The organism is Nocardia sp. X0981 (assembly GCF_977089955.1).
This window is the reverse complement of record NZ_OZ372435.1, coordinates 1,989,339-2,002,383: the sequence shown is the minus strand read 5'-3', so window position 1 is coordinate 2,002,383 and position 13,045 is coordinate 1,989,339. Positions and strand designations below refer to the sequence as shown.

The following is a 13,045-nucleotide window of genomic DNA, read 5'->3' as shown; positions in this document are numbered from 1 at the left end:
ACAACGAACCGATTCATTCGAATCGGCTAGTAAGTTCCCTTGTACGGCGGCCGGCCCCGAATTCCGATTTCCACGACGAATTCGGGCGCAGTGCGCCGAGTTCCGCGACCCGATTCGTGCTGACGGAGGTGGGTGGATGCTGTCCAAGGTCTCATCGGTGTGGTACGTCGATATTCCCGATCCACTGGCGGTATTGCGCGCCGGTCCCGAGCCGGATCCCGACGCGGCCTATGCGCTGGCTCGGCAGTTGCACCCCGATCTCGAGGTGGAGCCGACCGCTTCCGGCACTCTCGCCGACGCCGGCGGCCCCGAAGAGAACTCCCTCTATATAGGTTGCTATCCCGGATTGAATTTGTTGTGCAGTTCGTTCGCCGCGCGTATTCGCCCTACGGCGATACCGGATCTACTGGTGCGCCCGCTGGCCGAAGAACATATGTATCTGGTGTCGTTCGATCTCGAATACGGCTGGGGTTCGTTCGCGCATTGGGAGCGTGGCGAATTGCGCCGCGCATTCAGTTCCACCCGCATGAACATCTTCCAGGACGAGGGCCTGCCGAATATCTGGGAGCGACCGCACTGGGCGGGCGAGCGACCGATCCGGTGGCCACTCGGTGAATTACCCGATCCGTTGACGCTGCCCTTCGATCCCCCCGATTTCGCGGATACCGCCAACCAGGAGTGGCTCGGTTTCCGCTACTTTCCGGAAAACACCGGAACCGTCGCGCGCCGTACGAACGGGACGGAGACCTCGCACGAGGAGAACGGATCGATCACCCCGGCGGATATCCGGGTCTGCGGTTTCCGGCTGTACCCGAAGGGCGGTGCACCGGAAGTCCGCAGCGCACCGCATCCCCCGCGTAATCGGGTGACGCACGAGCGCAAGGGCCTGCTGGCCTGGTTGCGCGGGCACGATACGGCGGTGAGCGTCGAGAAGTGACGATGCGGCCCGTTCAGACCCCGGCCAGCAATCCGAACCACGCGAGCAGGACACCGATACTCGCACCGGCCAACAACCAGCGTGTCACCGGCCGATACCGCCACCGCCATACCGTGGGCGCGACCCCGCCCACGGCGATCAGGTTCACCGCCACCGACGCCAGGGGATGAACCTGGGCCAGCGCGGCGCCGAACGCGTACACCCCGACCGCGGTCAGCGCCGCCACCAGCGCCGCGACGGTGATCCCCGCCGCCCACGGAGTGGGCTCGTTCGGCGGGTACGGATGGCTTCCGTAACCGGTGTAGCCGGGCGATGTGTTCACGATGCCCGCACCCGCTCGTAGAAGGCCATGGCCGCCGCGGTGGCCACGTTCAAGGAATCGGTGCCTGCCGACATGGGGATCCGCGCCCGCACATCCGCCGCGGTCATCGCCTCCTCGGTGAGCCCCGGTCCTTCGGCACCGAGGAGCAGCGCCACCCGCCGGCCGGTGAGCGCCCGGGCCAGGGTAGCGGCCTTCGGATCGGGAGTGAGCGCCACCACCTGGAACCCTCTGCGCCGTAGCTCGTCCAGCCCGCTCGGCCATTCCGGCACCCGGGCGAACGGCACCCGCAGCGCATGCCCCATCGAAACCCGCACCGACCTGCGGTACAGCGGGTCGGCGCAGCGGTCACCGAAGAGCACCGCGTCCACGCCGAGACCGGCCGCGTTGCGGAACAGGGCGCCCAGGTTCTCGTGGTCGTTCACCCCTTCGAGGACCGCCACCGTGGCGGCGTCGGCTACGACCTCGGCGAAATCGCGTTCCGGCGGCCGGTGCGCCACCGCCAGCACCCCCCGGTTCAGGTGGAATCCCACCACCCGCGCCATCACCTCCGCCGAAGCGCGGTAGAACGGGATATCCACGCCGGCGAGTTCGGCAGCGAGTTCCTGCCAGCGTTTGTCCACCCCGAGCAGCGCGTGCGGCCGGAACGGGGAGTCCAGCATTCGCCGTACCACCACCGTGCCCTCCGCGATGACCAGGCCTTTTCCTCCGGGCCGGTCGGGTCGGCGATCGGCGGCTTTCAGGTCCCGGAAATCGTCGACCCGCGGGTCGGCAACACTGTTCACCTCGAGAACCACGGCCACGGCACCTATCCTGCCAACCCGGCCCGGTGTGTTGTTTCGTGGGTGCGGGCCCGGCCGCGCTCGGGCATGCTGGAGATATGAAGCCGATCCAGCTGCTGCTCAATATCCTCTGGTTGATCTTCGCGGGGTTCTGGATGGCGCTGGGCTACTTCGTCGCCGCCCTGATCTGCTTCGTCCTGATCATCACGATCCCGTTCGGTATCGCCGCGCTACGCAACGCGGCCTACGTCCTGTGGCCGTTCGGCCGCACCACCGTGGAGAAACCGGGCGCCGGGGCGGGCGCCCTGCTGGGCAACATCATCTGGTTCGTGGTCGCGGGCTGGTGGCTGGCGCTCGGCCATCTCGCCACCAGCCTCGCGTTGGCGGTCACGATCATCGGTATCCCGTTCGCCTGGGCGAATCTCAAACTGATTCCGCTCGCCCTGTTCCCGTTGGGGCGTGAAATCGTGGACAGCGACCAGCCGTTCGCGGCCGCCTACCGCTGAGCCGCGCGGCCGAGAGCTACTCCGAATCGGCGACGATCTGGTTCACGATCGCGACCGCCTGTTCCAGTACCGCGAGCTGATCGGGTTCGAGGCCGGCGAGCTGTTCGCTCATCCATGCCTCGCGGGCGCTGCGTTCCTCGGCGAGCAGTGCGTGGCCCGCGGGCGACAGGGACACGATGATCTGCCGGCCGTCGGTCGGGTGTGGATCACGGGCCACCAGACCCAGATCGGTGAGCGAGGCGATCACCCTGGTCATCGACGGAGGCTGCACCCGCTCCTTGGCCGCGAGCGCACCGGGCGTCATCGCGCCCTCGTTGCCGAGGGTGGCCAGAACCGAGAGCTGGGTCAGCGATATCTGCGATTCCGCACGCCGCCCGCGCAGATGCCGCGTCAAGCGCACCACGGCCAGCGAGAGGTCGCTGGCGAGCGCCCGCACATCCGAGTGGGTATTCACAAAGTGAACCATACGTGACGCAGATCGAATCGGTGCGCATACAGCGGTTACGCTGAAAGGATGGACCCGCAGCTCCCGCAGTTCCCCTCGTGGCTCACCGATCCACGTCCGGTCCTGGCCCTGGGCTGCGCGTTGTTCGCCGTTGCCACGGCGGTGGTCTGGCTCGGTGGCGACCGGTGGGCGGATGCCCGGCCGGTCTGTCTCATGGGCATCGCGGTGGGCCTGCTCGGTTACACGATCTTCGCGATCCAGCGCCGCGGTGCGCGCCGGGGTGACAAGGGCGCCCAAACCGGACTCTGAGCGCGGCGTACGCGACGAACCGAGGCGGCGAAGGCCGGACCAGCATCGACATCCGGTGCCCGGACCCGTCTTCGGGGAATTGACTGTTCGAGTACATAGGGCCAAACTCGCTCAGGTGTCCTCCCGATTGAGCGTCGAAGAACGACGGGCCCACCTTATCGAGGCCGCGATCGGCCTTGCCGAGAAAAAGGGGGTCGCGGGTGTCACCACCCGCGATGTCGCCCAGGCGGCCGGGGTCTCACTAGGCGTGGTGCACTACTGCTTCGAGAACAAGGACGCGCTGATGACCGAACTGGTCAAGGCGCTGTCCATGGAGCTCCGCGATTCGGTGGACGCCGACGAATCGGTCTGGCAGGAGGTCGGCAACGGAACCACCGCGCTACGCGATCTGCTGCGCGCGGGCCTGGAACTCATGTGGTTGAACATCGAGGCCACCCCCGAACGTCAACTCCTCACCTACGAAACCACCACCTACGCCCTGCGGGAAGGCGAACAGACCCCCGCGAAACTGGCGATTGCCCGGGAGCAGTACCACTTCAACGATTCCACGGTCGCCGATCTCCTCGATCACGCCCGCGACGCCACCGGCAGCGCCTGGCAGGTGCCGGTACACCAGCTGTCCCGTTTCACCCTGAGCGTGATCGACGGCATCGTACTGCGCTGGCTGGTCGACAACGACAGCGAAAGCGTTCGGACGCAATTGGATCTGCTCGCGCAGGCATTGGCCGGGCACGCCCGGTAGCGGCACCGCCGGGCCTCAGTGCACGAGCCCCGGGCGTAGTACATGGGTGGTATCGCCGTCCCGCCACCAGGGGACGGTCACCGTGCGCACCACCGCGCCCGACAGCCGGACCCGCAATTCGTCGTGCACCACCAGCGGACCGTCCTGCGCGGGCAGCGCGAACAGCCGGCGCAACACCACTCCCAGAGGGTCGTCGGCCCAACCGGTTTCCCGGCCGCGGCCGAGTATCTCGGCGGTCACTCGTTCGGAAACCAGCGGTAGATCCAGCAGGGCGGCCAGATCCGCCGCGGTCGCCGGATCCGCCACCACCAACCGGTCGGGCGGTACCGCCAGACCGAACCAGGGCAGATCCAGTACCAGCGCGTCACCGGCGTCGACCACCGCTCCCGAGAGCGCCCGCACCCGGTCCGGCGGGTCGAGCGCGGCGAGATCCAGCCGGGCCACACCGGAACCCAGCAGGGCGTGCACCCGTGAAACCGTCTCGGACGCGGGGGTTTTCGCGGGATCGGCCAGGGCCTCCAGCAGGGACTCCGTCAGTGCGAGGTCGATAGCGGCGGGATCGGCCAGGCAGCCTTTCAGCGCGTCCAGATCGGCGCGGGAGAGCCCGGTGATCGGAAGTTCCGGCAGCAGCCCGGCGAAAACGCTGTCCGCCGGGTGCCGATAACCACCCAGCGGGATTCCATCGATGCGCGCGTACCGGCGCAGCCACCAGGCGGTGTATCCCTGAGGATCGCCGAGCAGTGGGCGGGTCCGTTCCGTGGTCAGCAACCGCCACAGGGCCTCCGGCCACGCCGCGTCGTCCACCAGATCCAGATCGCGTACCGCGACGATCTCCGGGGGATCGTCGGCGAGCCCGGCCCACCAGGTCTCCTCGTCGTCGAGATGATGGTCGGGCCCGGTGGGATCGGTTTCGCTCACCACCCCGAAATCCCAGCCCACCCCGATCGCCCGCAACGCATCGGCACCGTATTCGGCCACCACCTCACCCGCGACGACCCCGAACGGGGAATCGGGAACCAGGAGTTCGATCAGCGGGGCATCCGGGAGCAGGAGTTCGTCGGCGGGCCTCGTCCCGCCCGTGCTGTCGGGAAGTTCCAGCATGCCGAGCCAGGACGGCAGCACCGTTGCCTCGGACAACGCCGCCAGGCGCAGCACCGCTGCCACGGTGTCCGGATCGTCCGGGTGTTCGGCCAGCTCCGCCCGCAGCGCCGGATCGGCGAGCAGATCCGGCACCCGCGCCCGCAGCGCACCCAACCGCGCCAACAGAGGATGCGCGACCTCCGGATGCACCAGCCGCACCCAATGCACCGGAATCGGCGCGGGCAGCGCGTCCAGTTCGTCGTCCAGCACCACGGTGCGCGGCCCGGTGACCAGGCGCCCGTCCGCCAGCGGTACCGCCAGTGCGCCGAGTTCTTCCACCGTCAACGGGTCGGCGGCGAACGGTTCGAGCGCTGCGTACAGGGCGAACCACCACGACGGCGGCCGGTCCAGCCCGGCGGACAACTCGGCCAGCCGGGCCGGCCCGAGACGGTGGACCCCCACCGCCGCCAGCGCCTCCGCGTACCGGGAGCCGGAAAGGTCCGGAATCACCAGCGGATCGAGCATCCCGGCGAGCAGTCCGGCAAGGTCCGGAGTGAGATCGGGGTACAGGCTCGATCTCGCGGGTATCGCGACCCGTTCCGCGGTCTCGGCGGCCGGGCCCTCGGGTGCCCCGGCGACCACCGGCAGCCAGGGACTCTCGCGCAGTTCGCGCAGTATCGCCTCGCGCAGCAGCCCGTCCAGCTCACTGCGCGCGAACCCCGGTACCGGGACGAGTACCGGCCGGGACCGGGGCGGTAGGCAACGAGCGAACCCGGCGTATCCGGCGACCAGTTCGGCCGGGCGCAGTCCCGGCAGCACCCGGCGGCGGTCCGGTTGCATCGGAACATCGGCGATCAGCAGAGCCGGTAGCGAGAGTTGCTCGTCCGAGCGGGTCGGAGCGCGCAGCACATCGGGGCCCACGGGAACCGGCAGACCGTCGCGCACCGGCAGCAGCCAGCGGGCCCGGGCGGTCCGGTACTGCCACCACACCTGCTCGGTACCGGGACCGCTGACCCGCAGTTCATCGAGCCCGGCGGTGGCGGTCTCCCGGGTCTCGGACCGGAAGATCTCTTCCTCGATCCGGATCTCGTCCAGGGCGGGCAACTCCAGCAGCAGATCGACGGCTTCCGCGCGCATGGCGTCCAGCAATGTCACCGGGTCCACGTCCTCGCGTAGCGACAGGACGATCTCGGTATCCGCACCGGCGCGCGGTCGCACGGATTCGGGCCAGGCCAACCGCAGAGCCGGTGGAAGGAACCCGGTCCCGGTTTCCGGGACCGGCACCCCCGCCGCCGTCAGCGCCGAGCGGGTGCGCTCCCGGGAGAAACGCAGCGATCCACTGGTCGAACGGAATTCGATCTCGTCGCTCACTGTCAGCACCGCGGTGAAGCCGACCCCGAACCGGCCGGTCTCACCGGCGTCCCCGGATTTTCCGGAGGCCCGCAGCGCGGTCAGCGCGTGCACCCCGGCAAGGTTCAGCGGAGCGCCGGTATTCGCCACCGAGACACTGCTACCGCTGCGGCGCACCGCGATCCGGCCCGGCACCCCGGCCCGTACCGCCGCGTCCGCGGCGTTCTGCGCCAATTCCGTGAGGAGACGGTCGCGGTACCCGGCCCGCACCAGATCGGCCTCGGTGGCCGCGTCCTCGCGTAACCGCGTCGGCGAATCGCGCCATGCCGCCAGCACCACCTCGCGTAAACGACCGGTACCGAACGGATCCGTGGTCACCCGCTCCGGTGGTGTCTCCACCGGTTCGAACGTACCGTCCACCGCGCCGCTCTCGCTCACCCGAGTCAGCGTACGTGTCGTGCCCGGCCGCCGGAGCGCGGCTCGACGCCGCGAGCGGGCCCGACAGCGCCCGCCGGGCGGGATGCGCACAGCGGCGGTTCACCACCGCAGCGGTGATGCGCCGGGACGTGGAGGGTGTATCCGGCTCGAGAGCCGAGTATCCGGTCCACGAGAGGATGCGACCGCGACGAACCGGCACGTGCCTCGTGGAACTACGACAGGCCGGCGACCGACGTTCAGTCGCCCTCGGCGGCCGGCCCCGGGCTTTCCGGCCCGGTGGGCTGCTGCGCTGTTCCCTCCTCGGCCGCCGCCGTCTCGGTTTCGGCGGCCCCCGGATCGGCGGTGGCCCGCGGTTCGGCCGCCGGGAGGGTTCCCGAACCGGCCTCCGGCTCCGAGGCGACCGAAGCGGTGGGGTCCGCCGGCCGAGCGGCCTCGGCCGGTGCCTGCTCACTCGCCTGCGCCGATACCGCCGTCTCCACGACCGGCGCTTCCGTGCCGGCCGTACCGGTTCGCGCCGGCCCGTCCTCGACCGCTCGCTCGCCGGACGGACCCTGGACACCGGACGCCACCGGTTCCACGGCGGGGGTATCGCCCGTGCCCTGGTCCGAGCCGGTTTCGCCGGGTCGCGCCCGCAGCGCTTCGGCCGGATAGACCTCGACCGCCGCGTCGTCGTACGCCTCGTACGCCGGCGATCCGGCTCCGGTGGGTATCGGGGTGTCCGAATGCGCACCGCAGCCGTACCCCATGTGCACCACGTGTCCGTCGGCACCCATCGCGTTCGCGCAGACGCCGAAGGAGGCGCGCAGCGCCCCGGCCAGCGGTACGTAGAAACCACAGCTCTCACATGTGGCCGGGGCCGCTCGGGCCATCTCGGAATCCGGGCCGTATTCCTCGTACCAGCGCTGCGCGGCTTCGTCCCGGCCTTCGCGACTGAGCACCTGTTTCCGGCCGAGCCCCACCTGGTAGGCGACCTCGTCGATCTCCGGATCGCCGGTGGCCGTATAGCCGGGAACCAAGCGCGGATCGTCGGCCGGTGGCGCGAGCAGATCGCCCGGCGCCAGATCGCCGGGACGGATCCGCTGCTCCCACGGCACGAATTCGGGCGCGATCAACGCGTCGGGACCGGGAAGTAGCGCGGACTCGCTCACGGTCACCCGGTCGGTGTCCGGAGCGGCGGCCACCACCACGGCCCATTGCCATCCGTGATAGCCCGGCAGTGTGGCTTCGAAGCAGTGCGTGGCCGCGCAGGCGTCCTCGGCGCGGACCCCCAGATGCGCTCCGACCCCGGTGGGTTCCAGTTCCAGGAGCGCACTACGGGCCAGGTCGACAGCCCCGGCCAGGATCGTCCGCACATCGGTGTCCGAAACAGATACTGCGCTCACGGTCTACATTTTGCCGTATGAAGCGCACTCGGCGAACCTGGGTCGGTGCCGTGCTGGTCTGCCTGCTCGCCCCGGGCGCCTGCGGCAACGGTGACGAGGCGACACCACACCTGGCAATCGAGGTGCTCGATACCCGTCCCCATGATGTTTCCGCGTTCACCCAGGGCCTGGAGATCGACGGCGAGGTGCTCTACGAGAGCACCGGAATGGTCGGCCGTTCCGGTGTCCGGACGACCGACAGGGGCACCGGCGCGGAGCTGGCCCGCGCCGAACTGCCGCCCCCGTTCTTCGGTGAGGGCGTGACCCTGGCCGGAGACATCCTGTGGCAGATCACCTGGAAAGAAGGCGTGGCATTCGCCCGCGACCCACGATCGCTGGAGGTGAAGTACACCGCGCGCTATCCAGGCGAAGGCTGGGGGCTGTGCACCCGGAACGGGCAACTGGTCATGAGCGACGGCTCCTCCACGCTCACCTTCCGCGACCCGGTGACCTTCGCCCCGACCGGTTCGGTCACGCTGACGAGTCATACCGACAGCCGCCTCAACGAACTCGAATGCGCCGAGGACGGTTCGGTCTACGCCAATACCTGGCCCACCGAGCGGATCCTGCGCATAGATCCGGAGTCGGGGGTTGTCCTGGGAGTGATCGATGCCACCGGACTGCTGCCCGCCGAACAGCGCGCGAACACCGATGTGCTCAACGGTATCGCCCAGATCCCGGGTACCGACCGGTTCCTGATCACCGGAAAGTACTGGCCGACGATCTTCGAGGTCCGGTTCACCCCCCTTTGATCCGGCGCACCGAGAAAGGGATATGCCTCACTTTCTCGTCACGCTGAGCAGGGCGGGGTTTCGAGCTCGCCGCCGTGGGCCAGAATTGAGGATGTGCCCACTTCCCGCGAGCCCTCCGGTTCCGATCGTGGTCGGTGGCCCGCCGGCGAGTTTCCGCCACCCCAGCGGCATCCAGGTTTCGACCGCTACCCCCCGCCGAACGTGCCATCCCGCAATCGCGAACCCGACCCTTCTCGTTCCACACCGCCACCCACCCGGCCGCTTCGCTCCGGCGGCGACTCCACCCGGCCGGACGACCGAGCGACACCGGGCCGCGGCGGTGACCGGGATCGACCGGCCGAATCCGCGGGTTCGGCCGGGCGGCCCGGCCGGTTCAGCCGCGTCTTCGGGGCACTGAGCGGTTCGCGGGCGGCACCGGTAGGCGAAACCGCCGCACCGGGCCGGGCGGAGCCACCCACCGGTTTCGGCAGCGAGCCGCGACGCCCGGTGGGAACCGGCGGCACCGGCTACGACGCGCCCCGCCCACACCCCGGCAGCGACCGGACGACTCCGCGGGCCTTCGCAGACCCGGACGCCGCGGCGCACGCCCGGCGGCCGGACGCCCGTGGGAAACGCCGGTACGGTGATCCGCCCGGCACGATCGCGGACGACGGTCCGGGGGCGGCCCGCCGGAATCGGCGCGAACCCGGCGGACGGTGGCCGCACAGCAACGAGCGGGCCGGTAGCCGCGGGCGGCCGGAGGACGGGCGCGGGGCCGCGCCGGTGGAACGACCGGCGTTCCGCGCCCGCACCGGCGAGCCGGGACCGGGTGATCTGCCGCCGACGAAGGAGTATCCGGCCGCGGCGGCGCAACCGGACCACGACGCCGACGACCGGCATATCCCCCGCAAGCTCACCGTCACCCGGGTCGCGGCGATGCGCGGCCGGGAACTCACCGAGCGCGGTATCGCCACCTTCCGCCGCGCGGCGGAAGCCGACGGAGCCGATAAATCCGGTCTCACCGCCCTCACCTACGCCACCATGGCGAATTTCGCCCTGGACGCCGCGATCGCGGTCGCTCTCGCCAATACGCTGTTCTTCGCCAGCGCGACCGCGGAGAGCAAATCCAAGGTCGCGCTGTACCTGCTGATCACCATCGCCCCGTTCGCGATCATCGCACCGCTCATCGGTCCCGCGCTGGATCGGTTGCAACGCGGCCGCAGGCTGGCGCTGGCGAGTTCGTTCGCCGTCCGCGCGGTACTGGCCGTGGTGCTGATCTTCAGCTTCGACAGCTGGGTGCTCTATCCGCTGGCCCTGTGCATGATGGTGCTGAGCAAATCGTTCGCGGTGCTCAAGAGCGCGGTGACACCCCGGGTTCTCCCACCGGATATCGACCTGGTCCGCACCAATTCCCGGCTCACCGTCTTCGGTCTGGTCGGCGGCACCTTGGGTGCGGGCGGCACAGCGGGGGCGGTCGCCGCGGTGGCCGGGTCGACCGGCGCGCTCGTCCTGGCCACCGGTATCGCCGTCGGCGGGGCATATCTGAGCTGGAAGATCCCGCGCTGGGTGGAGATCACCGAGGGCGAGGTCCCCGCGACTCTCGGCTATCACCGGCACGATCCGGAAACCGAAGTACTCGAACCCGACCGCCGCTCGGTGCCGGCCCGCAAACGACGTCAGCCGTTGGGGCGGGGTGTGATCACCGGGTTGTGGGGCAACAGCAGTATTCGGGTGCTCACCGGTTTCCTGACCTTCTACGTCGCCTTCGTCGCCAAGGCCACCGAACACCGCCCCGTGCAGCAGGCGGCCATGCTCGGCCTGGTCGGCGCGGCCGCCGCCGTCGGCAATTTCGCCGGCAACGCCACCGGCGCCCGGCTGAAGCTGGGCCGGCCGTCGCTGATCGTGGTCAACTGCACTCTCGGATGCACCGTCGTGGCGATCGTCGCGGTCGTACTGGACAACCTGTTCGGAGCGGCGCTGGCGGCCCTGGTGGCCGCGGCGGGGAGCGCACTGGCCAAGGTTTCGCTCGATGCCGCCATCCAGGACGATCTGCCGCCCGAATCGGTCGCCTCCGGGTTCGGCCGCTCCGAGACGGTGCTGCAGCTGAGCTGGGTGGTCGGCGGCGCCGGCGGGGTGCTGCTGCCGACCGACTACTGGAAGGGTTTCGCGGTGGTCAGCGCGCTGCTCGCCGCGGGGCTCGTCCAGACTGTGCTGAGCTATCGCGGGTCCAGCCTGCTACCCGGTCTCGGCGGGCGGCGGCCGCTGCACGCCGAGCAGGAGTTCCCCCACTACGAACCCCCACGAGGAGACACCGTCCGGTGAGTACGAACAAAGTCCGCACGACTCTCGCGCTGGCCCTGGCCGGGTTCCTGGTTCTGGTGGCCGGGACCGCCGGTGTGGTCTGGCTGCTGGCGCGCGACGCCGAACCGCACGACCCGGAACTCACCGCGTATTCGCACGGCACCACCGTCACCGTGCCGCCGTTCCGCTACTGCACGGTGCGGATGCAGGACTGCCGTCAGGGTGAGACCACATTCCTGGAGGTACCGCCCGGCTATCCCTTGCAGATCTCCCTGCCGGACGAGGTCGTCGGCACACCGTGGGAGCTGTTGCCGCTCTACGCCCGGGCGGACGGCACGGTGGTCGAGCGGCCCAGTTCCTACCGGGAGCACCCGGAGGGCCTCCGGGCGCTGACCATCGATTCACGGCCCGAGCCGGATCTCGAACTGATCGGGGTGGAGCTGCAGGTGATGATCATCGCGATCGACGAGGCCGGGAACGAGTTCCCCATCCCGCACGCCGTCTGGTCGATCAAAACGGCCTGAGAACGACCGTGGGCCGGCCCGATCGTCCGGGCCGGCCCACGGTGAGGTCTTCGTGCGGGTCAGCGGTCGAGTTCGCGCGCGACCGCGCGCACCACCTCCGAGATCCGCTGCGCGGTCTTGCGATCGGGGTAGCGGCCCTTGCGCAGATCCGGCTGCACCTTCGCTTCCAGCAGGGTGATCATGTCTTCGACCATGCCGTGCAGTTCGTCCGGGCTGTGTTTACGAGCGGGCGGTTCCTTGCGCGCGTTGCGCTCCTGGTTCTGCCGGACCGACGGGGGTGCCTCCACCAGTTTCAGGCTCAGCGCCTGCGGCCCGCGCCGCCCGGCCGCCATGCCGAACTCGACCCGCTGACCGGGCTTGAGCGTTTCGACACCCTGGGGCAGCGCGGACGAGCGGACGTACACGTCCTCACCCTCGTCCTGGGAAAGGAAACCGAAGCCCTTTTCCACGTCGTACCACTTCACCTTGCCGGTCGGCACTGCGCTCACCCGTTCGTCTGTTTCGGCACCCGGCCTACCGGGCCCGGGTACACATGTCTGCTGAAACCCGCTGGTGGCAGGTCCTGCCTTCACTCGAAAAACGCGCCCCACAAGCATGCAGGACGCGAGATCGCATCCGAGTCTACCCCGGTGACCACGGCGTCAGCACATCAGTTTTACCGTCGAAAGGTGACCAACCCCGACGATCCCCGGCCCTCCGACGCCCCGTCCGGACGTACCTCCGGCAATTGGCTCCTGCAGGTGGCGCTGGGCCTTTTCACTCTCGGGCTGCTCGCCGTCGTGGCGATCTTCCTGATCCCGATCCTCTCCGACGGCGAGCCCGGCCTGTGGTTGTACCTCGGCGCCATGCTGGCTCCCCTCGGCTTCGTAACGGCGCTGATCTTCGCGCTGCGCTCGGGCCGCCGAGCCAGGTGACATCCCCCTGTTACCCCACTCGCGCATTCCCGAAGCCTACTGTGATCATTATCACATAACAGCATGATAACGACCCCGCGAGGCAACGCGCGGCGGCGCCGACGTACCCCACTAGCTGCGCAGAGTCGCTGAGACGGGCCCGAGACCTCTCCGCAACCGTTCCGCACACGCCGGTTACCAAATAGTGATTTTTCGCCGGGAACGTCGTACCGTCTATCCCAGCCGGGGCACCCCGGCCCACCGGCC

Annotated in this window: 14 protein-coding genes; 8 read left to right on the top strand and 6 right to left on the bottom strand. The window is 69.5% G+C overall.

Annotated features, from left to right (window positions below):
- Positions 1-136 precede the first annotated feature (136 nt).
- Positions 137-937, top strand: coding sequence for a DUF6928 family protein (locus ACYR7D_RS08945; RefSeq protein ID WP_459549139.1), 801 nt, complete (start codon positions 137-139; stop codon positions 935-937).
- 13 nt (positions 938-950) lie between these two features.
- Here ACYR7D_RS08945 and ACYR7D_RS08940 read toward each other — a convergent pair whose 3' ends face one another.
- Together ACYR7D_RS08940 and ACYR7D_RS08935 are read right to left on the bottom strand one after the other, a co-directional pair.
- Complete coding sequence (locus ACYR7D_RS08940) at positions 951-1,259, bottom strand: DUF2537 domain-containing protein (RefSeq protein WP_459549138.1); 309 nt, start codon at positions 1,257-1,259, stop codon at positions 951-953.
- Positions 1,256-2,059, bottom strand: coding sequence for a TrmH family RNA methyltransferase (locus tag ACYR7D_RS08935; RefSeq protein WP_459549137.1), 804 nt, complete (start codon positions 2,057-2,059; stop codon positions 1,256-1,258). The genes ACYR7D_RS08940 and ACYR7D_RS08935 overlap by 4 nt, the downstream gene beginning before the upstream one ends.
- Before the next feature lie 77 nt (positions 2,060-2,136).
- Between ACYR7D_RS08935 and ACYR7D_RS08930 the strand changes: the two genes are divergently transcribed.
- The gene (locus ACYR7D_RS08930) at positions 2,137-2,544 is read left to right on the top strand and encodes a YccF domain-containing protein (protein WP_459549136.1); all 408 of its coding nucleotides are present in this window, start codon (positions 2,137-2,139) and stop codon (positions 2,542-2,544) included.
- A 16-nt stretch (positions 2,545-2,560) separates the two neighbouring features.
- Here the strand turns inward: ACYR7D_RS08930 and ACYR7D_RS08925 are convergent, their stop codons facing one another.
- A complete protein-coding gene (locus tag ACYR7D_RS08925) occupies positions 2,561-3,010 on the bottom strand; it encodes a MarR family winged helix-turn-helix transcriptional regulator (RefSeq protein ID WP_459549135.1) in 450 nt (149 codons plus the stop codon).
- Positions 3,011-3,058: 48 nt separating this feature from the next.
- Between ACYR7D_RS08925 and ACYR7D_RS08920 the strand changes: the two genes are divergently transcribed.
- Together ACYR7D_RS08920 and ACYR7D_RS08915 are read left to right on the top strand one after the other, a co-directional pair.
- Positions 3,059-3,298, top strand: a complete 240-nt coding sequence (locus tag ACYR7D_RS08920; protein WP_459549134.1) for a DUF2530 domain-containing protein — start codon at positions 3,059-3,061, stop codon at positions 3,296-3,298.
- Positions 3,299-3,413: 115 nt separating this feature from the next.
- The gene (locus ACYR7D_RS08915) at positions 3,414-4,040 is read left to right on the top strand and encodes a TetR/AcrR family transcriptional regulator (RefSeq protein ID WP_459549133.1); all 627 of its coding nucleotides are present in this window, start codon (positions 3,414-3,416) and stop codon (positions 4,038-4,040) included.
- Positions 4,041-4,055: 15 nt separating this feature from the next.
- On the opposite strand, the gene ACYR7D_RS08910 is transcribed toward ACYR7D_RS08915, so the two are convergent.
- Complete coding sequence (locus ACYR7D_RS08910; protein ID WP_459550096.1) at positions 4,056-6,806, bottom strand: sacsin N-terminal ATP-binding-like domain-containing protein; 2,751 nt, start codon at positions 6,804-6,806, stop codon at positions 4,056-4,058.
- A 338-nt stretch (positions 6,807-7,144) separates the two neighbouring features.
- Positions 7,145-8,290, bottom strand: coding sequence for a DUF3027 domain-containing protein (locus ACYR7D_RS08905; protein ID WP_459549132.1), 1,146 nt, complete (start codon positions 8,288-8,290; stop codon positions 7,145-7,147).
- Between the two features lie 17 nt (positions 8,291-8,307).
- On the opposite strand from ACYR7D_RS08905, the gene ACYR7D_RS08900 reads away from it, so the two are divergent.
- From ACYR7D_RS08900 to ACYR7D_RS08890, 3 genes are all read left to right on the top strand, one after another.
- Positions 8,308-9,081 (top strand): glutaminyl-peptide cyclotransferase, encoded by a 774-nt coding sequence (locus ACYR7D_RS08900; protein ID WP_459549131.1) that lies wholly within the window; start codon positions 8,308-8,310, stop codon positions 9,079-9,081.
- A gap of 639 nt (positions 9,082-9,720) precedes the next feature.
- Complete coding sequence (locus ACYR7D_RS08895; RefSeq protein WP_459550095.1) at positions 9,721-11,382, top strand: MFS transporter; 1,662 nt, start codon at positions 9,721-9,723, stop codon at positions 11,380-11,382.
- Positions 11,379-11,885: a DUF2771 domain-containing protein gene (locus ACYR7D_RS08890; protein ID WP_459549130.1), complete on the top strand. Its 507-nt coding sequence runs from the start codon at positions 11,379-11,381 to the stop codon at positions 11,883-11,885. Before ACYR7D_RS08895 ends, ACYR7D_RS08890 begins: the two co-directional genes overlap by 4 nt.
- Positions 11,886-11,944: 59 nt before the next feature.
- Here the strand turns inward: ACYR7D_RS08890 and ACYR7D_RS08885 are convergent, their stop codons facing one another.
- A complete protein-coding gene (locus ACYR7D_RS08885) occupies positions 11,945-12,364 on the bottom strand; it encodes a cold-shock protein (RefSeq protein ID WP_459549129.1) in 420 nt (139 codons plus the stop codon).
- 189 nt (positions 12,365-12,553) lie between these two features.
- On the opposite strand from ACYR7D_RS08885, the gene ACYR7D_RS08880 reads away from it, so the two are divergent.
- Entirely contained in the window at positions 12,554-12,799 is a 246-nt protein-coding gene (locus tag ACYR7D_RS08880; RefSeq protein WP_459549128.1) for a hypothetical protein, read from the top strand.
- Positions 12,800-13,045: the final 246 nt, after the last annotated feature.